Here is a 19,403-nt window from a genome sequence, read left to right on the forward strand (position 1 = left end):
GAGTTACCTCGGCTTTCATACTTTTTAGCTCGTTGAAAAAATTAGCTATACAGTTTTTGTGGCACTTTTAAAATGCGCAAATGAACGGTCACTTCTTCGCGGTCGTGGTATAAGTGTTTCGCTTGTAATTGAAAGTCGACATTGTATTTTTTTAGTTCTGAATGGATCAGTTGAATGCACTCATAAACTGTATCAAAACGCTTTTTCATCGGCAGTTTTAAATTAAAGATGATCTCTTTTACAAAATCATTCACTGCCCAATCAATCATCAGCTGAGTGACTTTATCTGGTTTTTCAATCATATCGCATACAAGCCAATCGATATTGCGTTTATCGGGGCGGAACTTAAAGCCATCGACAGTGTAATGCTTCACTTGCCCAGTTTCCATCAACGACTCGGCCATCGGGCCATTATCAATCGCTTGGACAAACATGCCTCTGCGCACTAGCTGATACGTCCAACCACCTGGACAAGCGCCTAAATCAACCCCGCGCATCCCCGCACAGATCCGTTTTTCTTTTTCATCATCTGGCACAAAGACAATAAAAGCTTCATCAAGCTTTAAGGTTGAACGGCTCGGTGCTGCATTTGGGAACTTTAAACGCGGGATCCCCATAAAAAAATCAGAGTTATTATCGTTAAAAGAATAACCCACATAGGCATTGGCATTATCCAAGAACAACACATGCAGAGTCGGCAGCTTTTTAGGGCCATCTTTGACTAACGAATGCTGTTTAATTAACTTGTTGCGAAGCGGCACACTGATTTTTTTACAAAACTTGAGTAGCTCTTTACCTTCGTTGGTATCTGGGGTTTCTGCACGTAACTCTGAGCCTTTTGGCATCTGGGCAAAAGCTTGTGCAATTGCAGACACGCGATCTTCAATGGGCATATTCTCAACTGCCACACCGCAAAACCATTGACGCGCAAAAACCAGTTGTGCAAAACGGACTTTTTTAATTAATAACGCGCTGTCATCTGCACTAAAACATTGAAAAATCACAAACCCTGTATTGGGTTTTGTTTTAACGTAGCCACCGACATTGTGCTCTGCAGCATGATGTGTGATCTCTGCTGCGGCATCATTTTCAAACCCGGGACGACAATAAATAACAATACAGGACATTAACTTTTATACCTTACGTAAATAAAAAGTGAGTTACTTAAACTCAAAACGAATAATTTGATAAACAAACACCACCCAGCCAAGGATAAACATCAACCCTCCGAGTGGCGTGATGGGCCCAAACCACTTGACCCCTGTGGTTGCCAACAAATATAAACTACCACTGAAGCAGATAATCCCAGCACAAAGCAGACCTGCAGCCCACTGCAATGGCACGCCTTGTTTAGCCAATAATGCAAACAATATCAGCGCTAAAGCATGGCTCATTTGATACTGCACACCCGTTTGAAATACCGCAATCGCTGAAGGCGATAAACTCTGTTTCAAGCCATGAGCAGCAAATGCCCCCAAAATAACTGCCAGGCCGGCAAATACGCCCCCTGCAATCAATATCCATTTAACCATTGAGCACCTCGTTGATATGCGCAGCAGCCAACGAAGCCGCATGTTGCCAGTTTTGATCTGGGGTTAAACCCGAGCGCTTAGTCGGAACGAGTGAATGATCACCATTATTAATCCAATCCACAGTGACCGTTTTAGGGAGCGAAAGCGCACTGACAAACTCGCGATCCCCAAAGGTGTCGCGCTCCCCTTGAATCACAAATAAAGGTGCAAGGAGCTCAGAAAAATGGGCGGTGCGCAGTTTATCGTGTTTCCCCGGTGGATGAAACGGATATCCGAATGCAATGACGCCTTTTACATGCCGCTCACAGGCTAATAACGAAGCTATACGTCCTCCCATTGATTTTCCGCCAATAAAAAGCGGTAAATCAGGCTCGGTTTGGCACAATATGTCATTAAAATATGCAATCAATTTATCGGCTTTTTGTGGAGGTTGCTTGCGCCCAAGCGCGATGGCTTTATCCATATATTCAAAATTAAATAATCCAACGTTTATCCCTAAATGAGCGAGTTTAGCCGCCATAGCTTGCATGAACTCAGACTCTTTGCCTGCCCCAGCACCATGGGCAAAAATAAATTGAGCGCACGGCTCAGGGTGTTTAAACCACTGTATTGTCATTATTCTACAAATCCTGCTTCAATTTGTTCAACTTCAACCATGCTAAGCATCCACTCTTTAAACGAGACAATTTTACCTAACTCAGACTGCGACTCGCGGCACACTAAATAAAAGGCATTTTTACTCTCAAGGGTATGACTAAATGGAATCACTAATCGGCCAGAGTCGATATCTGGGCGGGCTAACACACTGTTACCCAGCGCCACACCTTGGCCATGAATAGCCGCTTGCAGCACCATCGAGGAGTGACTAAAAATCGGCCCCGCATTCACTTTAATATTACGTACCCCTGCTGTTTTCATCCACGTTTTCCAATTTTTTCGGGTGGTATCGTGTAACAGCGTATGTTTTTCTAAGTCATTGATATTGAATAATGGTTTAGGGCCATTTAATAACATTGGGCTGCACAATGGCACTAAATACTCAGTATGCAACTTATGAGTTTGCACACCATTCCAGTGACCTCGGCCATAATAAATCGCCACGTCGACATCATCGGTGAGTGAGTTTTCTTCGAGCTCTTGTGCTTTGATACGGATATCGATTTCAGGGTGAGCTTCATTAAATAAATTAAGCCGTGGGATCAGCCATTGAATGGCAAAACTAGGCGTCAAACTGACCGTAATCGACCCTTTTGCGCCGCGGGCAAGTAAACGCTCAGTTGCATCCACCAACTGAGTAAAAATATCTTTAATATCAAGAAAATACGCTTGCCCTTCTTCGGTCAACAATAAAGAGCGATTTTTTCGTAAAAAAAGTTTTAACCCTAAATGTTCTTCTAGGGTTTTAATTTGGTGACTCACTGCTGCTTGTGTTACAAATAACTCTTCTGCCGCTTTTGTGAAACTGAGATTACGTGCAGCTGCTTCAAAGGCCTTGAGTGCATTGAGCGGGGGTAATCGTCTAGACATGCCTGACCTGTTTTATTCATTAGTTTTTTTTATCTGACCGCATTATAAATGATCGTTGTTAAAAGACAATTTATTTGCTTAATATTTACTCGAAGCCAAGGAAACCTCTCCAACCAAGAGTTTGGCCTATGTTGAATTTTGATAAATTTTAACTTAGCTAATACTTATGTCCCCAACTTGCATAAGTATTAGTATTGAATATCGAGGATGATATGAATACGTTTGCATTGTATATGGCATTGAGCTTAAGCCCCCTCCAAAGCGTTGTCGATACCCAGTCGGCTGATCTGCAAATCAAACAATTGGTGACCAACAGTCTGCAACAAGAGCTAACGCACAATTTTTCATTTACGATCAACACCGACCCACTGTTAATGCCCCCGCTGATCGAGCAATCAACGGCAACCAGTAAAGCAACAACAAAGATCAACCCAAACACTCAGCCAACATCAGCCGCATCATCACGCTTATCTGATTAAGCGTTAATGTATGGCAGGCACAAAAAAGGAGGCGTTTAGCCTCCATTTTTATAACTACAATGCGTAATGATTGCTTACTCAGCTTTAGCTCGCACTGGTATCTAGCGGTGGAAAGCTTTTAATTAAGTCATCGACCGCTTTCATTTGCGTGAGGTAGCCTTCGAGTTTATCAAGTTGCAATGCACATGGACCATCACACTTAGCTTCATTTGGGTTCGGGTGCGCTTCAATAAATAAACCAGCAATCCCAAGTGCCATACCACTGCGTGCAAGCTCTGCAGCCTGTGCACGACGACCATCAGCAGAGTCACTGCGTCCACCTGGACGTTGCAATGCATGCGTCGCATCAAAAATAACTGGGGCTTGTTGCTTCATGTCATCCATCCCTAGCATATCAACGACTAAGTTGTTATACCCAAAACTTGAACCGCGCTCACACAAGATAACCTGTTCGTTACCCGCTTCTTTAAATTTTTGAATAATGTGACGCATTTCATGTGGAGCCAAAAACTGTGGTTTTTTCACGTTAATAACTGCACCTGTTTTTGCCATCGCAACGACCAGATCGGTTTGACGTGCTAAAAAAGCAGGTAGCTGAATTACATCGACAATTTCTGCCACAGGAGCCGCTTGGTGCGGTTCATGAACATCAGTAATTAATGGCACATTGAAGGTCTTTTTGATTTCTTCAAAAATCTTCAATCCTTCTTCCATACCCGGACCACGATATGAATTAATCGATGAGCGATTCGCTTTATCAAACGAGGCTTTAAACACATACGGAATACCCAATTTTGTGGTGACTTCAACGTAGTGCTCAGCAATGCGCATTGCTAAATCGCGAGATTCTAGGACATTCATGCCACCAAATAGCACAAACGGTTTATCATTGGCCACTTCTAGCGATTGGATGTTAATAATATCAGTATTCATTTTAATTTCCTTATGGTGCAACTGCTTGCATCATTAAGCCACAAATATAGGCCATATACGTTCCCACACCATAGCCCAGTACGGCTAAAAGCACACCCACTGGCGCAAGTGATGGATGAAATGCGGATGCAACTACGGGAGCGGACGCAGCGCCACCCACATTCGCCTGTGAACCAACCGCCATATAAAATAACGGTGCTTTAATCATTTTTGCAACAATCAACATTAAGCTCGCATGGATCAACATCCAAATGGCTCCAACTAAAAACAGCCCAGGATTATTAAAAATAGCGGTAATGTTCATGTGCAAGCCAATTGAGGCCACTAAAATATATAAAAAGCTCGAGGCCACTTTTGACGCACCAAAGGCTTCAATTTGGCGTACTTTTGTAAACGACAAACCAATCCCTATGGTGGTTGAAATGACAATAAGCCAAAAGAACTTACTGTTTAAACTATACTCTTGTGCCCACGCAAAGTTGTTGCCAAAGTATGGGCCTAAAATATCCGCCATTAAATGCGCAAAACCAGTAATACCAAACGCAATAGCAATTAAGGTTATGTAATCGTTAAGAGTGGGCATTCGCGCATGCTCAGCATGATAGGCTTCAACCCGGCGCTTTAAATCTTCAATGGCACGGGTATCGGCACCTGTGGCCGCATCGATTTTTTTATGATTCGCCGCCATTAATAACAGCACGGCCATCCAAATATTCGCGACGATGACATCAACAGTGACCATTACTGAGAAAATATCGCCTCCCACTTCAAACATTTCTTTCATCGAAGCTTGGTTTGCACCGCCGCCAATCCAACTACCAGCAACAGTGGTCATGCCACGCCAAACAGCATCAGGCCCATGGCCACCGACGATGTCGGGGTTGACCATACTGACGACTAAAATAGCGATGGGGCCGCCAATTACAATTCCCAGCGTACCCACTAAAAACATAATGAGCGCTTTGGGGCCTAGATTTAAAATTGCTTTTAAATCAATGCTAATGGTCAGTAAAATTAAACAAGCTGGAAGTAAAAAACGAGATGCAACGTAATATACATTTGAGCTGTGGCCATCGACAATACCAAAGGTATTGAGTAACGACGGTAAAAAGTAACATAACAATAACGCCGGCACGTATTTGTAGAACGTTTGCCAAAAAGGCTGCTGGCTATGAGATGTTTTAAAAACAAAACCCAAAATAATGGCTAATAAACCAAGAACGACTGCGTCATTGGTGACTAACGCGCTGTGCGGATCGGCCATGTTATCTCCTAATTATTATTTTAATGCAGCGTATTATGCTGATATTCCATTTCTTCTAATTGATGTTGAATAAGCTCGGTAGCTGGATCATCAGGACATTCGCTGACAAAAAACTCAAAATCATCCCGAGCAATATTGTGGCAGTCGAGTTGGCGCAATAAATAACCACGATCACGACGCTCATACGGATCATCCCCGATTAACTCCATCAGAAATTCAACACAATTGAGCGCGTCAGCATAGCGCTTTTCACTAATAAACGCCCACTTTTGATGGCCAACAAAGAGCTTAACCAAATCATCCGGTGGAATATGCTGAAAGTAATCGCTGGTTTCTTCATCACTGCCATTTTCAGGTTTGACATACCATGTTTGATGCCCTGAAACGGGGTCAATAAAATACCCTTCTTGATCACTACAGATAACATGAATCACTAACTCACCATCTTCAACCACAATTTCAGAGGCAAACCCTGTCTCTGTTAGCACGTAATTGAGGATCATCGCTAACGCAAAGCTGCTCCCTGTCCGATACCCTAAAGCATAAGAGATCGTATTGAGTTTACTCTCTGCTATCGCTTGATTGGTGCCACTAAATGCCCATTCGCCATAAAATAAATCAACCACGCCATTGAGCGCTTCATCTGTATTAGGAAAACTATGACTTACAGTGATCGCTTGTGCGACAAGTGTATCGAGCGTATCGAGACTGACCGATAAGTCGCACTCTGGCTGCCAATGACGCTCGACCTTTAAACAACTATAGATAGGCGTAAGATATTCATCTTCGTGCTCATCTAACCAAATATCTGACATGAATTTTGATACAACTCTAAATAATTCATAAAATGGCTACCAGTTTACCTTCTTTGCATAAGGCTTTCACCCCTGCGTAGCATAAAATCTGCTTTTTTCCAGTATTCAGGTTTGAGTGTGGGGGTGTTGATCTTTCAAGGTTGTTTTTGCTGCGAGTTGTTGTTCATTTATTCAAAGCAAACGATTCGACTAAAAAATTCAACCCGCCCTTGAGCCTAGATTAAAAAAACACTGGGGTCTTCGTTCGCGCGAGGTAAACAATCAACCCTAAACACCCGGTCGCGAGCGCTAACAAGGTGTATTGCCTGTAAATGTGTGTTTGCTTTGCTAACACAAACCCAAGTCCAATATAAAGAAGTAAACAACAGAGTTTTTCGGCTAACCAAAGATGGGTAAACGGATCCCACTGAGTAAGGTAAAGAAGATACAGCCCGCTAAGTAATAAAGCTGTGTCAAAGCTGTGACTGAGCAGATAAATACCTCTATTACCGACGATTTTAAGTGAGAAAATTCGTGATAATGCACGCAAGTAAAAAAGCCCAACACTTAAGCTCAATAAGCTTACATGCACCACCTTAGCACTTGCGTAATCAAGCATACATTAATCAGAGTAAACAGTCAGGATATGCTCATATTTGTCGATATTGGCAAGAAATATATCAACTAATTTAGGCTCGAAATGACGTCCGCGTTGCATGGTGATTTCTTCGACTACTTTATCGAGTGACCAAGCCGCTTTATAACAGCGTTCATGGCGAAGTGCATCGTAGACATCGGCCAATGCGACAATACGACCAAAGATATGGATTTGCTCACCACTTTTACCTTCTGGGTATCCTGAACCATCCCATTTTTCGTGATGATCACGGGCCAGTAAAGCACCTGCTTGGATAATTGAACGGCGCGAATCTTTTAAAATCTCATGCCCTTTAAGCGCATGAGATTGCATCACTTGCCATTCTTGATCATCTAAACTGGCTGGTTTATGCAATATCGTGTCTGAAATGCCAATTTTACCCACATCATGCAGCGGAGCGGCATGTTTAAGGGTTTCGGCTTCTGCTTCAGTTAAACCATAATCACACGCCAGCTCATAAGAGATAAGCGAGACACGCTTCACATGATTACCCGTTTCTTCAGAGCGCTGCTCAACAGCTTCACTTAAGCGATACACGATTTCGCGTTGTGTATCTTCTATCTCTGACTGTAATTGGACGTTTTCGTAAGCCACCTGCACATTTTGCGCAAAAATCTCAATTAAGTTTTTATGCACATTGTTAAGTTGCTTGGGGATCCCCGAAACATACAACATTGAATTATGGTTACAACGGCTTGAACAAAAGGCGAACAAGTAATTATCTTTGTATACGATAGTTTGTTTTTTTAACGCTTCATTACAGGCAGATAGTTGCTCACCTGACAACACATCTTCGATTCGTTTCCCTTCACTTTTCTCGAAATCTCCTTGGCCTGCAAAGACAACCAACTTAGGATCTGCATCATCAGGATTGCTGGCAACAAGTGAAGTTGCGTACATTGCTTCATCTACAGTGCCTAATATCGAGGTCAGCTGTTGCATCACACCATGGATAAAATTATCCATTGAATGAGCAGAGAAGATATTGCGAGAGGCGATAATAATTTTTTCTAACCCTTGGCGAGACTTTTCAATCGAAAGAATATCGCGATACGAGCGCAAGCTAGACATCACCACAGTGAACAATTTTTGTGCGGTTAATTCTGTTTTAGATTTGTAGTCATTGATATCGTAGTTCACGATAACTTGGCGTTCTGGCGCTTGCCCTGGTTGCCCTGTACGAAGGATAATTCGTGCATGGTAATTTTTCGCATCTTCACGAATAAACTGTGCGACTTTTAAGCCTGCGTCATCCGTTTCCATCACCACGTCGAGCAACACAATCGCAGCATCAGGATGTTGAACTATGATTTCTTTGGCTTCTTTGCCTGAATAAGCACTAATAAACTGGAGTTTCTTATCTTGAAATTCAAAGTCACTGAGCGCCAGTTTGGTGACTGCATGCACTTCTGGCTCATCATCAACAATAATGATTTTCCAATACCCTTGATTGACTCGCTCTGCTGGCTTTTCGGGTTCTTCGGAAAATAAAAAGTCATTGGCCATGGTGCTTCCTTATTTAACTGCTATTGCTCAAGTTTCATTGAATATCATAGACCTAAGTGTGCCACTGCGCTAGGGTGACGCGATCATTACCACCAAGATCTTTGATAGTGGTCACCTCTTTATATGCCATTTTCGTAAAGATTGCACTTACTTGTTGCGCTTGGTCATAGCCATGTTCAATCAATAAGTAACCACCCGTCTGCAGGTGATCTCTGGCATCGCTCACAATTGTGGTGATATCTGCTAAACCATCATCAGGTGCAACTAACGCGGATAATGGCTCGAACCTGACGTCACCTTGCGCTAAATGTGGGTCATCTTGTTCTATATACGGCGGGTTAGAAACTATCAGATCAAATTTTTGTCCCGCAAACGCGCTGAACCAATTACTTTGTACAAACGAGGCATTGTCTATAGACAAATTTGTTTGATTTGTAACAGCTAGTTCAACCGCAGCTTCGATGCGATCACAACCAACAACGTGCCAAGATGGCTGCTCTGATGCAAGTGCCAACGCGATAGCGCCTGTCCCGGTGCCCAAGTCTAATACTTTGGCTGTTTGATTGATTGGCAGGTTCAGTGCAGCTTCGACTAAGGTTTCAGTATCTGGACGAGGAATGAGTGTATCTGGTGTTACTTTAAGTTTTAAACTCCAAAACTCACGATAGCCGATAATATGAGCAATAGGCTCGCCCGCTAAACGGCGCTGTAAATAAGTGTCGAATTGCTGCAGTTGCTCGAATGTTAATAAGCTATCTGGCCAAGTAAATAAATAGCTTCGCGGTTTGTCCAATACATCGAGCAATAATACTTGGGCATCAAGTTTTGCGGTTTCACTGATGCGTGCAAAAGCATTGGCGCCATCGGCCAATGCTTTTTCAACAGAAATGGTCACGATTAATCGTCACTCATGGCAGCCAATAAGTCGGCCTGATGCTCTTGAACTAATGGATCGATAACAGGCGATAGGTCACCACCGACGATTTCATTCAATTTATAGAGGGTTAAATTAATGCGGTGATCCGTAATACGCCCTTGCGGGTAGTTGTAAGTACGAATACGTTCTGAGCGGTCACCACTGCCAACTAGATTACGACGCTGGGTTGCTTCTTCTGCTTGACGCTTTTCATCTTCAGCTTGTTGCAAACGTGATGCAAGTACTGACATCGCTTTAGCACGGTTTTTATGCTGTGAACGCTCATCCTGACATTCAACCACGACCCCTGTTGGGATATGGGTAATACGAATAGCAGAATCAGTTTTATTAACGTGCTGACCACCCGCCCCTGAGGCACGGAATGTATCAACCTTAATATCTGCCGAATTGATTTCGATTGCTTCGGCTTCTGGAATTTCAGGCATTACAGCAACGGTACATGCAGAAGTATGAACCCGTCCCTGTGATTCAGTTTCTGGAACACGTTGCACGCGGTGCGCGCCAGACTCAAATTTCAATTTACCGTAAACACCATTACCAACAATATTGGCAATCACTTCACGGTAGCCACCATGTTCACCTTCATTGGCACTAACGATTTCAACTTTCCACTTTTGGATTTCAGCAAAGCGGCTGTACATACGGAATAAATCACCCGCAAAAATAGCGGCTTCATCACCACCAGTACCAGCTCGGACTTCTAAATAGACGTTGTTGTCATCTTTTGGATCTTTTGGCAACATAAGTACTTGCAAATCGTCTTCTAATACTTCTATTTGTGCTTTGGCTGCTTTAAATTCTTCTTGGGCCATTTCTCGGATTTCAGGATCACTGTCTTTTAGCATTTCTTCTGCTGTCTCGACATCTTCTTCAGCTTGACGATACGCATTAAACGCTTTAGTGACATCTTCAAGCTCAGAGTATTCTTTTGATAAGGCACGGAAACGATCTTGGTCGCTAATCACACTTGGATCACTCAGTAACGCTTGGACTTCTTCATAACGCTCAACCAGCGTTTCTAACTTGCGATAAACGGATTCTTTCATTTATTTGCCTATTGGGGTTCAATACCTAAAATTTTTCTCAACTGCGCCAATTCAGACAATTCACCGGCTTCTGCGGCTTCTTTAATTGCTGTAGTTGGTGCATGCATCATGCGATTGCTAAATTTGTTGGCAAATTCTAGCAATACTTTGTCGGCTGGTTTGCCAGCTAGCAATTGTTGCTGTGCTTTTTGTAATAAGGCTTGCTTTATCGTTTCGGTTTCTTCACGGTAAAGCTTAATTACATCAACAGAGCCAAGCGAGTTTAACCATAACCTAAACTCTTCCACCCGTTCAGTAATGATTGCTTGGGCTTCTTCGGCTGCTTTTTCTCGTGATGCCATATTTTCGCTGACAATTGCTTGTAAGTCATCAACTGTATACAAATATGCATCATCTAATTCTGACACTTGGCTTTCGATATCTCGCGGTACAGCAATATCGATAAACAGCATAGGTTTATATCGACGCGCTTTAAGCGCTTGTTCTACCACGCCTTTACCTATAATTGGTAACGTACTAGCTGTAGAACTGATAATAATATCTGACTTAATCAACTGCTCGGGCACTTGGGCAAGGGAAATAACATGTGCAGAAAATTCGTCCGCTAAGTTTTGCGCTCGAGCCACAGTGCGGTTTGCGACTGTCATACGTGCTGAACCATTTTGATGTAAATGACGCGCAACTAATTCAATCGTTTCTCCGGCACCGATTAACAACACATTGGTTTTGTCTAATTTCCCATAGATATGCTTAGCTAAACTCACCGCAGCGTAAGCAACAGACACCGCACTTGCGCCTATGTCAGTTTCTGTTCTGACTTGTTTTGCCACTGCAAAGGTTTTTTGAAATAAACGCTCCAGTATCACATCCACGGCTTTAAAGGATTTAGCGCTAGTGTACGCTTGTTTAATCTGTCCAAGAATTTGCGGCTCACCCAACACCAAAGAATCAAGCCCACACGCAACCCGCATTAAATGATTAATAGCATCATCATCACGGTAACAATAAGTATGTTTGGCTAATTCGACCGCATCAAGGTGATGGAATTGCGCTAACCACTCTAATAGTGTTTGGGTATCTGCGCCCTCAAGGCTACAATAGATTTCGGTTCGATTACAGGTAGACACAATCACAGACTCCAAAACTAAATTGGCTTGCTGTAATTGTTGCTGTGCAACGCTTAACTGCTCTGTAGAAAACGCGACTTTTTCGCGCAATTCAACAGGAGCTGTTTTATGATTTATGCCTAGTGCAACTATAGTCATAGTGCCAAAAAATCGCCTAACCGAGTATGAAAGCGAATAATTTTACGAAAATCAAGCGAATAAGGAAAGTAAGGAACGTAAATAGATGCGATTACATTTGATTTTTATCATCTTTTTTTTATTTATCACAGGTTGTGCGAGTCAAAAACCGTCATTAACTGTGCCTCACCCTGATTGGAAGTCCCGATTAGAACAACAAACTGAGTGGCAAGTTGCTGGAAAATTAGCCTTTATTAGTCCTGAAAAACGCCAATCAGTAAATTTCAATTGGCATAATCAAGCAACCTCAAGCAAGTTAGCTTTAACGACGTTTATTGGCAGTCATGTGCTGACTTTGGAGCAATTTGACGACCATGCCACTTTATTGATGAAAGGTGAAACACACAGCGCCCAAAATGCCCAACAGTTGTTATATCAATTAACCGGCATGATGCTGCCCATTGATAATGCTCCAAACTGGTTAAAAGGCGTCCAACATCAGAGCAACAGCGAGTTTGATCAATTAGGTCGTGCGACTAAAGGTTCGGTGATTAATCAATTTGGGCAAATCTGGCACATTGACTATCAGCATTTTCAATTAGTCAATGGCCTATGGGTACCCGATAAACTCACTTTAAGTCATCAGACCATTAAAGTTAAAATTCAAATTTATTCTTGGCAGTTTAAATCATGACCTCTCTTTCATTAATTGCTCCAGCAAAACTTAATTTATTTCTTCATATTAATGGTCGCCGAGCAGATGGCTACCATGAGCTTGAAACTTTATTTGTTTTTTTAAATTATGGCGACCAGCTGGATTTCACTGTCAATCCGAATGGTCAAATCCAGCTAAGCTGCGATAATCAGGCACTGGCTAATAATGATAATTTGATTATCAAAGCGGCACGTGCGCTAAAAGAGCACAGCCATGCACTCTTAGGCGTTGATATTCATCTAACAAAACGTTTGCCGATGGGTGGCGGTGTCGGCGGAGGCTCCTCTGATGCGGCAACCACTTTATTGGCGCTCAATCAATTATGGCAATGTGGTTACACCTTGGATCAATTGGCCGAAATTGGCTTAACACTCGGTGCTGATGTGCCTGTTTTTGTTAGGGGTTTTGCGGCTATTGCACATGGGATCGGTGAGCAGCTTGAAGCCGTTGACCTCCCGCCAAGTTGGTATCTGGTTGTGCACCCAAATGTGCATATTTCTACCCAAGCTATTTTCACACACCCAGACTTGCCTCGTGACACACCGAAATTATCCGGACCTTGGCAATCAGCAAAATTGTATAATGATTGTGAATCTCTAGTGAAAAAGCTTGCTCCCGAGGTTGAAAAGACCCTACTGTGGTTGTTAGAATACGCGCCGTCAAGAATGACAGGCACAGGTGCTTGCTGTTTTGCTTCTTTTGCCGAAGAAGCTGACGCATTAAAAGCGCTCAATGCCTTGCCAGCACATTGGCAAGGATTTGTTGCCCAAAGCGTTAATCTGTCTCCAGCACATTTGGAGCTAAACGCTAAACTAAACTTACTCTAGTTATTTCGGTGTTATACTATGACTCCGATCTAACCCAAAATTCAGTGCCTGAGGAAACCTACCGTGCCGGACATGAAGCTCTTCGCTGGTAATGCAACACCTGAGCTAGCTCAAAAAGTTGCTAAGCGTTTATATATTGAATTAGGTGATGCCGAAGTTGGTCGTTTTAGCGACGGCGAAATCAGTGTTCAAATTAATGAGAATGTACGTGGCTCGGATGTATTCATCATCCAATCTACGTGTGCACCTACAAATGATAACTTAATGGAACTCATCGTAATGGTTGACGCCTTACGTCGTGCTTCAGCAGGTCGTATTACTGCTGTGATTCCATACTTTGGTTATTCGCGTCAAGATCGTCGTGTTCGTTCAGCAAGGGTTCCAATTACCGCTAAAGTAGTTGCTGATTTCCTTTCAAGTGTCGGTGTTGACCGTGTTTTAACGGTTGATTTACACGCAGAACAAATTCAAGGTTTCTTTGATGTGCCTGTTGATAATGTTTTCGGTAGCCCGGTGTTACTTGAAGACATGAAAGCAAAGAACTTCACAGACGTTGTAGTGGTATCACCTGATATTGGTGGTGTTGTTCGTGCTCGTGCCATTGCAAAATTATTAAATGATACTGACTTAGCCATTATTGATAAACGTCGTCCTCGTGCCAACGTTTCTCAGGTTATGCACATCATTGGTGATGTTGAAGGTCGTGATTGTGTCATTGTTGATGACATGATTGATACTGGTGGGACCTTATGTAAAGCGGCAGAAGCCCTAAAAGAGCATGGTGCTAAGCGTGTATTTGCTTACGCTACTCACCCTATTTTATCGGGTAACGCTGCTGAGAACATTCGAAATTCAGTCATCGACCAAGTGATTGTAACTGACTCAGTACCATTATCTGATGAAATCAAAGCACTTGATAAAGTCAAGGTCTTAACCTTAGCAGACATGCTTGCTGAAACGATCCGTCGTATTAGCAATGAAGAGTCTATTTCTGCGATGTTTGAGCACTAAGTTCAAACATAATTAAAAAAAGCGCTGCCTTGCAGCGCTTTTTTTATATCTTTTATTTCTTTTGTAAGGCGGTGGTGGTAACATTACGCGCCTTTTTTAGGTGATACCTTTGGTCGCAAAAGGTATTAACTTTTATTTTAAAATTAATTGGAGACATCATGTCTAACAATACTCATACATTAAATGCCGAACTTCGTGTTGAACTAGGTACAGGTGCGAGCCGCCGCCTACGTCGTGAAGGTCAAGTTCCAGCAATCCTTTACGGTGCAGACAAAGAAGCGGTTTCTTTAGTTTTCCAACACAAAGCAGTAATCAAAGCGCAAGAAGACGAAGGTTTCTACACGCAGATCCTTACTTTAAACGTTGGTGGCGAGAAAATTGAAGCTATCCTTAAAGATATGCAACGTCACCCGTTCAAGCCTATGGTAACTCACTTAGACTTACAACGTGTTGATGCTAACCAAAAAATCCACACTAAAGTTCCAGTTCACTTCATCAACGAAGCTGCTGCAACTAAATTAGGCGCAACTGTTGCACACCACATTTCAGAAATCGAAATCACGTGTTTACCAGCTAACCTTCCTGAGTTTGTTGAAGTAGACGTTGCTGCTTTAGAAGAAGGTGCTACATTACACCTTTCTGACGTTGCTCTTCCAACTGGTGTTGCTTCTGTAGAATTAGCAAAAGGCGCTGATCACGACCAAGCTGTTGTGACTCTTAATGCTCCTAAAGGTGCTGCTGCAGAAGAAGAAGCTGCTGAATAATTTAAGGTGTTAGCACCTTGAATTCTATTCAAATGCTTGTGGGCCTGGCTAATCCAGGCCCCGAATACGCAAAAACTCGCCATAATGCAGGTGCTTGGTTTATTGAAGAACTCGCAGCACGCTATAACTGTATCTTAAAGCACGATCCCAAATACCACGGTTTAACGGGTAAAATAATCATTCAAGGCCAAGAGTTCAAACTGTTGATCCCCACCACTTATATGAATTTGAGTGGTAAGTCAGTCAGTAGCTTAGCCAATTTCTTTAAAATTCCTGCTGAAGATATTTTAGTCGCTCACGACGAAATGGATTTACCGCCAGGTGTCGCTAAATTTAAGCGCGGTGGTGGCCATGGTGGTCATAATGGCCTCAAAGATATCATTGCAAAAATGAGCAATAATAAAGAATTTATGCGCCTTCGCATTGGCGTAGGGCATCCAGGTCATAAAGAGCTTGTCACAGGTTGGGTATTGGGTAAAGCCCCTCAAACTGAACAACAACTTATGGATGCTGCTGTAGATGAAGCCGTCCGTTGTATGGAAATCGTTGCAAAAGAAGGTGTGCTAAAAGCACAAAACAGATTACATTCATTTAAAGCGTAAGACACGCAAGATGAACTACTAAGAAAAGGTATCCGAAAATGGGTTTTAAATGTGGCATCGTTGGCCTGCCAAATGTTGGCAAATCGACTCTTTTTAACGCGTTAACAAATGCTGGCATCGAAGCAGCTAACTTTCCATTTTGTACAATTGAACCTAACACAGGTGTTGTTGCAGTTCCTGATCACCGTTTACAGCAGCTTGCTGAAATTGTGAAGCCACAACGCATTTTGCCAACGACCATGGAATTTGTTGATATTGCAGGTTTGGTAAAAGGTGCATCGAAAGGTGAAGGTCTTGGAAACCAATTTTTAGCTAACATCCGCGAAACTGACGCGATTGGCCACGTTGTTCGTTGTTTTGAGAACGAAAATATCGTGCATGTTGCGGGTCAAATCGATCCGGCTGAAGATATTGACACCATCAATACTGAATTAGTACTCGCTGATATGGATGCTGCTGATAAAGCCGTCAATCGTGTCGCTAAAAAAGCTAAAAGTGGTGATAAAGACGCCAAATTTGAGCTAGCAGTACTCGAAAAAGTAAAAGCTCACCTTGATGAAGGTTTGACATTACGCTCACTAGAATTAACCAAAGAAGAGTTTGCTGCTATTAAAACAGTTAACTTTTTAACGATTAAACCAACCATGTACATTGCCAATGTCAATGAAGATGGTTTTGAAAATAACCCTTTCCTCGATAAAGTACGTGAAATTGCCGCGGCAGAAAATGCAGTTGTGATCCCTGTTTGTGCTGCTATTGAAGCTGAATTATCTGAACTTGAAGAAGAAGATAAACTCGAGTTTATGGAAGACTTAGGTCTTGAAGAACCAGGTCTTAACCGCGTGATCCGCGGGGGTTATGAATTATTAAAATTACAAACCTACTTTACCGCGGGTGTAAAGGAAGTACGTGCTTGGACGATCCCTGTTGGGGCCACTGCGCCACAATCAGCAGGTAAAATCCATACTGACTTCGAAAAAGGCTTTATTCGTGCGCAAACGATTGGCTTTGATGACTACATTACCTGTAAAGGTGAAAGTGGTGCAAAAGAAGCGGGTAAAATGCGTCAAGAAGGTAAAGAGTACATTGTTAAAGATGGCGATGTTATGAACTTCTTATTTAACGTGTAATTAAAACCATGTTATTTAAAAAACCCGCTTCGGCGGGTTTTTTGTTTTTATACAATTGCTTGAATCAAATACACACTCGATGAATCGACACTCTCCCCCACAATCCCCACAACTTTTAGCTAAATCTAATTCTGAATAATAAATTTATCCCCTAGATTAAATGTGAATTCAGTGACACTCCCTGTAATTGAGCAATGAATAACGGGGAAGTTGTCCTGATATCCAAAAATTCATCTGTTAGAGAGCTAACTTGTCATCATTATGAGTCAACTCATATAGATAAAACATCGCACTTCTTTTTCTCATCACACGACATCGAGTGAAAATTTAACGATTGATCAACCCAAAACAGAGGCAAAAGCAGCTTTATCATCATGTTTGCGTCATTTATTATTGCTAAAAACAGCGGCTTTGATCGTCATGTTAGTAGTTGTTTTATCTGTAAGCTCGATTAACAAGGGATAGAAAATCGTAGAAAAACCTAAATATCAGCGCTTTTTTAGCCAGTTAGTTTAAAAATGCTGCAAACAAACCTTGATAGCTATTTTTTTGCAAAAAAGGTGTTGACGGATCTGGGGGTAATCAGCATAATACGCCCCGCATCAGCAAGATGTGAAACACAATTTAAATGGCTAAGTAGCTCAGTTGGTTAGAGCACATCACTCATAATGATGGGGTCACAGGTTCGAATCCCGTCTTAGCCACCAAATTGTTTTCATTGCTGATTGTAAAGTTTTGCGGGGGTGGCGGAATTGGTAGACGCGCTGGATTTAGGTTCCAGTATCGCAAGGTGTGAGAGTTCGAGTCTCTCCCTCCGCACCAAAACTTTACAATAGGCTAGTTGTTGGGATATCGCCAAGCGGTAAGGCAGCGGGTTTTGATCTCGCCATTCCCAGGTTCAAATCCTGGTATCCCAGCCAATTCCTTGAGAATTAAAACTATCCGAAATGGCTAAGTAGCTCAGTTGGTTAGAGCACATCACTCATAATGATGGGGTCACAGGTTCGAATCCCGTCTTAGCCACCAAATTGTTTTCATTGCTGATTGTAAAGTTTTGCGGGGGTGGCGGAATTGGTAGACGCGCTGGATTTAGGTTCCAGTATCGCAAGGTGTGAGAGTTCGAGTCTCTCCCTCCGCACCAAAACTTTACAATAGGCTAGTTGTTGGGATATCGCCAAGCGGTAAGGCAGCGGGTTTTGATCTCGCCATTCCCAGGTTCAAATCCTGGTATCCCAGCCACTTCTCTTTTCATTTGTTAAGTGAAGTAAAAAAGTCCATCTGCGGGGGTGGCGGAATTGGTAGACGCGCTGGATTTAGGTTCCAGTATCGCAAGGTGTGAGAGTTCGAGTCTCTCCCTCCGCACCATATTCTTTAGCTAGAATTAAAATAGCTAGGTTGCATAACCTTAAAAGCACTGTACACATTCATGCTGCGGGGGTGGCGGAATTGGTAGACGCGCTGGATTTAGGTTCCAGTATCGCAAGGTGTGAGAGTTCGAGTCTCTCCCTCCGCACCATATTCTTTAGCTAGAATTAAAATAGCTAGGTTGCATAACCTTAAAAGCACTGTACACATTCATGCTGCGGGGGTGGCGGAATTGGTAGACGCGCTGGATTTAGGTTCCAGTATCGCAAGGTGTGAGAGTTCGAGTCTCTCCCTCCGCACCATATTCTTTAGCTAGAATTAAAATAGCTAGGTTGCATAACCTTAAAAGCACTGTACACATTCATGCTGCGGGGGTGGCGGAATTGGTAGACGCGCTGGATTTAGGTTCCAGTATCGCAAGGTGTGAGAGTTCGAGTCTCTCCCTCCGCACCATATTCTTTAGCTAGAATTAAAATAGCTAGGTTGCATAACCTTAAAAGCACTGTACACATTCATGCTGCGGGGGTGGCGGAATTGGTAGACGCGCTGGATTTAGGTTCCAGTATCGCAAGGTGTGAGAGTTCGAGTCTCTCCCTCCGCACCATATTCTTTAGCTAGAATTAAAATAGCTAGGTTGCATAACCTTAAAAGCACTGTACACATTCATGCTGCGGGGGTGGCGGAATTGGTAGACGCGCTGGATTTAGGTTCCAGTATCGCAAGGTGTGAGAGTTCGAGTCTCTCCCTCCGCACCAAATTGGCTAACCAAGTTAGCTAGTTTAAAATGACATTGTTGTTGGGATATCGCCAAGCGGTAAGGCAGCGGGTTTTGATCTCGCCATTCCCAGGTTCAAATCCTGGTATCCCAGCCAATTCCTTGAGAATTAAAACTATCCGAAATGGCTAAGTAGCTCAGTTGGTTAGAGCACATCACTCATAATGATGGGGTCACAGGTTCGAATCCCGTCTTAGCCACCATTTTCACGCTTGCATCGTAAACTGCATACTCTTTTTGTTGGGATATCGCCAAGCGGTAAGGCAGCGGGTTTTGATCTCGCCATTCCCAGGT

19 protein-coding genes and 14 tRNA genes are annotated in these 19,403 nt (G+C 42.8%); 21 read left to right on the forward strand and 12 right to left on the reverse strand.

Features of this window, described 5'->3' with window-relative positions; translation table 11 throughout:
* Positions 1-41 precede the first annotated feature (41 nt).
* Genes rlmM through PULV_RS03325 form a run of 4 tightly spaced genes read right to left on the reverse strand, consistent with a single transcriptional unit; the run spans position 42 to position 3,059 of the window.
* Positions 42-1,127 carry a 23S rRNA (cytidine(2498)-2'-O)-methyltransferase RlmM gene (gene rlmM / locus PULV_RS03310; RefSeq protein ID WP_086742947.1) on the reverse strand — a complete coding sequence of 362 codons (1,086 nt, stop codon included), beginning with the start codon at positions 1,125-1,127 and terminating at the stop codon, positions 42-44.
* 33 nt (positions 1,128-1,160) lie between these two features.
* Positions 1,161-1,532 (reverse strand): DUF423 domain-containing protein, encoded by a 372-nt coding sequence (locus PULV_RS03315; RefSeq protein WP_086742946.1) that lies wholly within the window; start codon positions 1,530-1,532, stop codon positions 1,161-1,163.
* Positions 1,525-2,148: an alpha/beta family hydrolase gene (locus PULV_RS03320; protein ID WP_193330931.1), complete on the reverse strand. Its 624-nt coding sequence runs from the start codon at positions 2,146-2,148 to the stop codon at positions 1,525-1,527. The genes PULV_RS03315 and PULV_RS03320 overlap by 8 nt, the downstream gene beginning before the upstream one ends.
* Positions 2,148-3,059, reverse strand: coding sequence for a transcriptional regulator GcvA (locus tag PULV_RS03325; RefSeq protein ID WP_086742944.1), 912 nt, complete (start codon positions 3,057-3,059; stop codon positions 2,148-2,150). Before PULV_RS03325 ends, PULV_RS03320 begins: the two co-directional genes overlap by 1 nt.
* Before the next feature lie 212 nt (positions 3,060-3,271).
* Here PULV_RS03325 and PULV_RS03330 point away from each other — a divergent pair, with 212 nt between their 5' ends.
* A complete protein-coding gene (locus PULV_RS03330) occupies positions 3,272-3,538 on the forward strand; it encodes a hypothetical protein (protein WP_086742943.1) in 267 nt (88 codons plus the stop codon).
* Between the two features lie 84 nt (positions 3,539-3,622).
* On the opposite strand, the gene kdsA is transcribed toward PULV_RS03330, so the two are convergent.
* The 8 genes from kdsA to hemA form a co-directional block, all read right to left on the reverse strand.
* Positions 3,623-4,471: a 3-deoxy-8-phosphooctulonate synthase gene (gene kdsA, locus PULV_RS03335; RefSeq protein ID WP_086742942.1), complete on the reverse strand. Its 849-nt coding sequence runs from the start codon at positions 4,469-4,471 to the stop codon at positions 3,623-3,625.
* Between the two features lie 10 nt (positions 4,472-4,481).
* Positions 4,482-5,735 carry a DUF819 family protein gene (locus tag PULV_RS03340; RefSeq protein WP_193330932.1) on the reverse strand — a complete coding sequence of 418 codons (1,254 nt, stop codon included), beginning with the start codon at positions 5,733-5,735 and terminating at the stop codon, positions 4,482-4,484.
* A 20-nt stretch (positions 5,736-5,755) separates the two neighbouring features.
* Entirely contained in the window at positions 5,756-6,550 is a 795-nt protein-coding gene (locus PULV_RS03345) for a tetratricopeptide repeat protein (RefSeq protein ID WP_086742940.1), read from the reverse strand.
* 220 nt (positions 6,551-6,770) lie between these two features.
* Positions 6,771-7,148 (reverse strand): SirB2 family protein, encoded by a 378-nt coding sequence (locus PULV_RS03350; RefSeq protein ID WP_193330933.1) that lies wholly within the window; start codon positions 7,146-7,148, stop codon positions 6,771-6,773.
* A gap of 3 nt (positions 7,149-7,151) precedes the next feature.
* Positions 7,152-8,693, reverse strand: a complete 1,542-nt coding sequence (locus PULV_RS03355; RefSeq protein WP_086742938.1) for a response regulator — start codon at positions 8,691-8,693, stop codon at positions 7,152-7,154.
* Between the two features lie 52 nt (positions 8,694-8,745).
* Complete coding sequence (gene prmC, locus PULV_RS03360) at positions 8,746-9,588, reverse strand: peptide chain release factor N(5)-glutamine methyltransferase (protein ID WP_086742937.1); 843 nt, start codon at positions 9,586-9,588, stop codon at positions 8,746-8,748.
* Between the two features lie 2 nt (positions 9,589-9,590).
* Entirely contained in the window at positions 9,591-10,676 is a 1,086-nt protein-coding gene (prfA, locus tag PULV_RS03365; protein ID WP_086742936.1) for a peptide chain release factor 1, read from the reverse strand.
* Positions 10,677-10,684: 8 nt separating this feature from the next.
* Positions 10,685-11,941 (reverse strand): glutamyl-tRNA reductase, encoded by a 1,257-nt coding sequence (gene hemA / locus PULV_RS03370; protein ID WP_193330934.1) that lies wholly within the window; start codon positions 11,939-11,941, stop codon positions 10,685-10,687.
* An 85-nt stretch (positions 11,942-12,026) separates the two neighbouring features.
* On the opposite strand from hemA, the gene lolB reads away from it, so the two are divergent.
* The 20 genes from lolB (at position 12,027) to PULV_RS03470 (ending at position 19,312) form a co-directional block, all read left to right on the forward strand.
* A complete protein-coding gene (gene lolB / locus PULV_RS03375; RefSeq protein ID WP_086742934.1) occupies positions 12,027-12,614 on the forward strand; it encodes a lipoprotein insertase outer membrane protein LolB in 588 nt (195 codons plus the stop codon).
* Positions 12,611-13,462 (forward strand): 4-(cytidine 5'-diphospho)-2-C-methyl-D-erythritol kinase, encoded by an 852-nt coding sequence (ispE, locus tag PULV_RS03380; RefSeq protein WP_086742933.1) that lies wholly within the window; start codon positions 12,611-12,613, stop codon positions 13,460-13,462. The genes lolB and ispE overlap by 4 nt, the downstream gene beginning before the upstream one ends.
* Positions 13,463-13,525: 63 nt before the next feature.
* The gene (locus tag PULV_RS03385) at positions 13,526-14,473 is read left to right on the forward strand and encodes a ribose-phosphate pyrophosphokinase (RefSeq protein WP_086742932.1); all 948 of its coding nucleotides are present in this window, start codon (positions 13,526-13,528) and stop codon (positions 14,471-14,473) included.
* 158 nt (positions 14,474-14,631) lie between these two features.
* On the forward strand, positions 14,632-15,237 hold the full coding sequence (locus PULV_RS03390; RefSeq protein ID WP_086742931.1) for a 50S ribosomal protein L25/general stress protein Ctc: 606 nt from the start codon (positions 14,632-14,634) through the stop codon (positions 15,235-15,237).
* Between the two features lie 17 nt (positions 15,238-15,254).
* The gene (pth, locus tag PULV_RS03395; protein WP_086742930.1) at positions 15,255-15,839 is read left to right on the forward strand and encodes an aminoacyl-tRNA hydrolase; all 585 of its coding nucleotides are present in this window, start codon (positions 15,255-15,257) and stop codon (positions 15,837-15,839) included.
* Positions 15,840-15,877: 38 nt separating this feature from the next.
* Complete coding sequence (gene ychF, locus PULV_RS03400) at positions 15,878-16,969, forward strand: redox-regulated ATPase YchF (protein WP_086742929.1); 1,092 nt, start codon at positions 15,878-15,880, stop codon at positions 16,967-16,969.
* A 630-nt stretch (positions 16,970-17,599) separates the two neighbouring features.
* Positions 17,600-17,676 (forward strand) — tRNA-Met (locus PULV_RS03405).
* Between the two features lie 30 nt (positions 17,677-17,706).
* Positions 17,707-17,791, forward strand: a tRNA-Leu gene (locus tag PULV_RS03410).
* A 23-nt stretch (positions 17,792-17,814) separates the two neighbouring features.
* Positions 17,815-17,889: transfer RNA gene (locus tag PULV_RS03415), tRNA-Gln, on the forward strand.
* A 29-nt stretch (positions 17,890-17,918) separates the two neighbouring features.
* Positions 17,919-17,995, forward strand: a tRNA-Met gene (locus tag PULV_RS03420).
* 30 nt (positions 17,996-18,025) lie between these two features.
* A tRNA-Leu gene (locus PULV_RS03425) sits at positions 18,026-18,110 on the forward strand.
* Positions 18,111-18,133: 23 nt separating this feature from the next.
* Positions 18,134-18,208, forward strand: a tRNA-Gln gene (locus PULV_RS03430).
* Between the two features lie 41 nt (positions 18,209-18,249).
* Positions 18,250-18,334, forward strand: a tRNA-Leu gene (locus PULV_RS03435).
* A 66-nt stretch (positions 18,335-18,400) separates the two neighbouring features.
* Positions 18,401-18,485: transfer RNA gene (locus PULV_RS03440), tRNA-Leu, on the forward strand.
* Between the two features lie 66 nt (positions 18,486-18,551).
* A tRNA-Leu gene (locus PULV_RS03445) sits at positions 18,552-18,636 on the forward strand.
* Between the two features lie 66 nt (positions 18,637-18,702).
* A tRNA-Leu gene (locus PULV_RS03450) sits at positions 18,703-18,787 on the forward strand.
* A 66-nt stretch (positions 18,788-18,853) separates the two neighbouring features.
* Positions 18,854-18,938, forward strand: a tRNA-Leu gene (locus PULV_RS03455).
* A gap of 66 nt (positions 18,939-19,004) precedes the next feature.
* Positions 19,005-19,089, forward strand: a tRNA-Leu gene (locus tag PULV_RS03460).
* A 42-nt stretch (positions 19,090-19,131) separates the two neighbouring features.
* Positions 19,132-19,206, forward strand: a tRNA-Gln gene (locus tag PULV_RS03465).
* A 29-nt stretch (positions 19,207-19,235) separates the two neighbouring features.
* Positions 19,236-19,312, forward strand: a tRNA-Met gene (locus PULV_RS03470).
* Positions 19,313-19,403 lie beyond the last annotated feature (91 nt).

Origin of the sequence: Pseudoalteromonas ulvae UL12 (assembly GCF_014925405.1) — a bacterium.
GTDB lineage: Bacteria > Pseudomonadota > Gammaproteobacteria > Enterobacterales > Alteromonadaceae > Pseudoalteromonas > Pseudoalteromonas ulvae.

Bases quoted from the DNA above. Each gene is read 5' to 3' on its own strand.
- ychF (WP_086742929.1), top strand. From the start codon at position 15,878: ATGGGTTTTAAATGTGGCATCGTTGGCCTGCCAAATGTTGGCAAATCG.
- PULV_RS03325 (WP_086742944.1), bottom strand. From the start codon at position 3,059: ATGTCTAGACGATTACCCCCGCTCAATGCACTCAAGGCCTTTGAAGCA.
- PULV_RS03345 (WP_086742940.1), bottom strand. From the start codon at position 6,550: ATGTCAGATATTTGGTTAGATGAGCACGAAGATGAATATCTTACGCCT.
- PULV_RS03320 (WP_193330931.1), bottom strand. From the start codon at position 2,148: ATGACAATACAGTGGTTTAAACACCCTGAGCCGTGCGCTCAATTTATT.
- ispE (WP_086742933.1), top strand. From the start codon at position 12,611: ATGACCTCTCTTTCATTAATTGCTCCAGCAAAACTTAATTTATTTCTT.
- hemA (WP_193330934.1), bottom strand. From the start codon at position 11,941: ATGACTATAGTTGCACTAGGCATAAATCATAAAACAGCTCCTGTTGAA.
- PULV_RS03350 (WP_193330933.1), bottom strand. From the start codon at position 7,148: ATGCTTGATTACGCAAGTGCTAAGGTGGTGCATGTAAGCTTATTGAGC.
- PULV_RS03330 (WP_086742943.1), top strand. From the start codon at position 3,272: ATGAATACGTTTGCATTGTATATGGCATTGAGCTTAAGCCCCCTCCAA.
- PULV_RS03355 (WP_086742938.1), bottom strand. From the start codon at position 8,693: ATGGCCAATGACTTTTTATTTTCCGAAGAACCCGAAAAGCCAGCAGAG.
- rlmM (WP_086742947.1), bottom strand. From the start codon at position 1,127: ATGTCCTGTATTGTTATTTATTGTCGTCCCGGGTTTGAAAATGATGCC.
- PULV_RS03390 (WP_086742931.1), top strand. From the start codon at position 14,632: ATGTCTAACAATACTCATACATTAAATGCCGAACTTCGTGTTGAACTA.
- kdsA (WP_086742942.1), bottom strand. From the start codon at position 4,471: ATGAATACTGATATTATTAACATCCAATCGCTAGAAGTGGCCAATGAT.
- PULV_RS03315 (WP_086742946.1), bottom strand. From the start codon at position 1,532: ATGGTTAAATGGATATTGATTGCAGGGGGCGTATTTGCCGGCCTGGCA.
- lolB (WP_086742934.1), top strand. From the start codon at position 12,027: ATGCGATTACATTTGATTTTTATCATCTTTTTTTTATTTATCACAGGT.
- PULV_RS03340 (WP_193330932.1), bottom strand. From the start codon at position 5,735: ATGGCCGATCCGCACAGCGCGTTAGTCACCAATGACGCAGTCGTTCTT.
- prfA (WP_086742936.1), bottom strand. From the start codon at position 10,676: ATGAAAGAATCCGTTTATCGCAAGTTAGAAACGCTGGTTGAGCGTTAT.